The organism is Veillonella sp. CAG:933 (assembly GCF_000431435.1).
Classification (GTDB): Bacteria; Bacillota; Negativicutes; order Veillonellales; family Veillonellaceae; genus Veillonella_A.
In genome coordinates, this window is the sequence record NZ_HF986233.1 from 1 (window position 1) to 1,425 (window position 1,425).

A 1,425-nucleotide genomic window follows, 5' to 3' on the forward strand; every position below is an offset into this window, starting at 1 on the left:
TATATGTTCAATTTCAGTTTACAATTAACCAAATGGTATTTTTTTATATTTAAGGGAAAGATTATTAACGAATTATGGATGATTTGTGGGAGCCAATCATCCGAAATAGTTAGGAAGCGATGTAATCTTATATTAATTTTGGGAATAATTTTTTGAAAAATATCGCTACAAACTAGTAATTAGGGTTGTGTGTGGTTAGGTAAAGGAGTTACAGAGTATGAATAAGGTATTCAAGGTAGTATGGAGCAAGACAAAGGGTATGTATGTAGTAGTCTCTGAATTGGCTAAAAGCCATCAGAACGGTAGCACAAAACGAATTAAGGGTGTAGTGTTGCCCGGTTTAGTGGGTGCTTTTTTATTGGGCGCTTTTGGAACAGCAGATGCAAGTTTGATTACCACTGATGAAGGTCAGATGTATATGCCATATACCGATACTGCTCGAGCTTACGACAGTGTAGGCTGGGATTCCGGCAATGGTGTTCAATTTAAATTGCTCATTAAAGGCGCTGAGAGTGGTGGCGTTGATGTTAAAATGGGCACTTATATGAGTGGTGGGGATAAAAAAGTCGCAGCTAGCACTCAGCGTGGTGATGCTCCAATTGAAAACCGCTACCAAGTTTTAAAAATCGGTTTGGACGCTGCCACTCTTAAAAAGATCAATGAATCCAGCTCAAATTCTTCAACCGATCTTGATGAATTAAAAAATAAGGCAAACCGTGATCTCGATAATTTGTCAGAAGCCGGGGAAAAGAAACTGAGTGATTTGGTAAAAGGTATTAAGACAGGCTCGACGGATCTTACTGCAGGAAGCGAAAATATTAAAATTGCTGAAAGTGAAAATGCTGATGGCAGTAAATCCTTTAGCGTTGATTTGAATAAAAAAGTTGATCTCAGCGCCGATGGCTCTGTTACTGTAGGCAATACCAAACTAGACAAGTCGGGTTTAGTAGCCGGTGAAACTAAAGTTGGAGCTAATGGCGTATTGGTTGGCACTGCAGCTTTAACTGCCGGTGGTTTTGCTCTTGGGAACACAGTTGTTGCAGCAGACGGTTTGACTGTTGCCGGTGGTCCGTCCGTAACAACAGCCGGTATTGATGCAGGCGGCAAAAAAGTATCTAATGTTGGTGAAGGTGCTGTTGCTGAAGGAGCCAAAGATGCTGTAACCGGTGGTCAGTTGTTTGGCGTGCAAAAAGATCTCAATGATTCTATCAAAGACGCTCAAGATGCAGCTAATTCCGCACTTCAGACTGTAACGGTAACAGATAGCAATGGTCAGAAACTCACTATTGATAAAGACAATGCCGGTTTCGGTATCGTAGGTGCTACCGATGGCATGGTTGAAAGCAAAGTATCTGGTCAGGACTTGGTAGTAGACTTAACAGCTGCAACGAAGGAAAAAATTAACAATGCAGCCGGTAAAGATTT

1 protein-coding gene is annotated in these 1,425 nt (G+C 41.1%); it reads left to right on the forward strand.

Annotated features, from left to right (window positions below; translation table 11 throughout):
- Positions 1 to 217 precede the first annotated feature (217 nt).
- A partial coding sequence (locus QZL64_RS11950) for an ESPR domain-containing protein (RefSeq protein ID WP_296309617.1) occupies positions 218 to 1,425 on the forward strand: 1,208 nt, incomplete at its 3' end.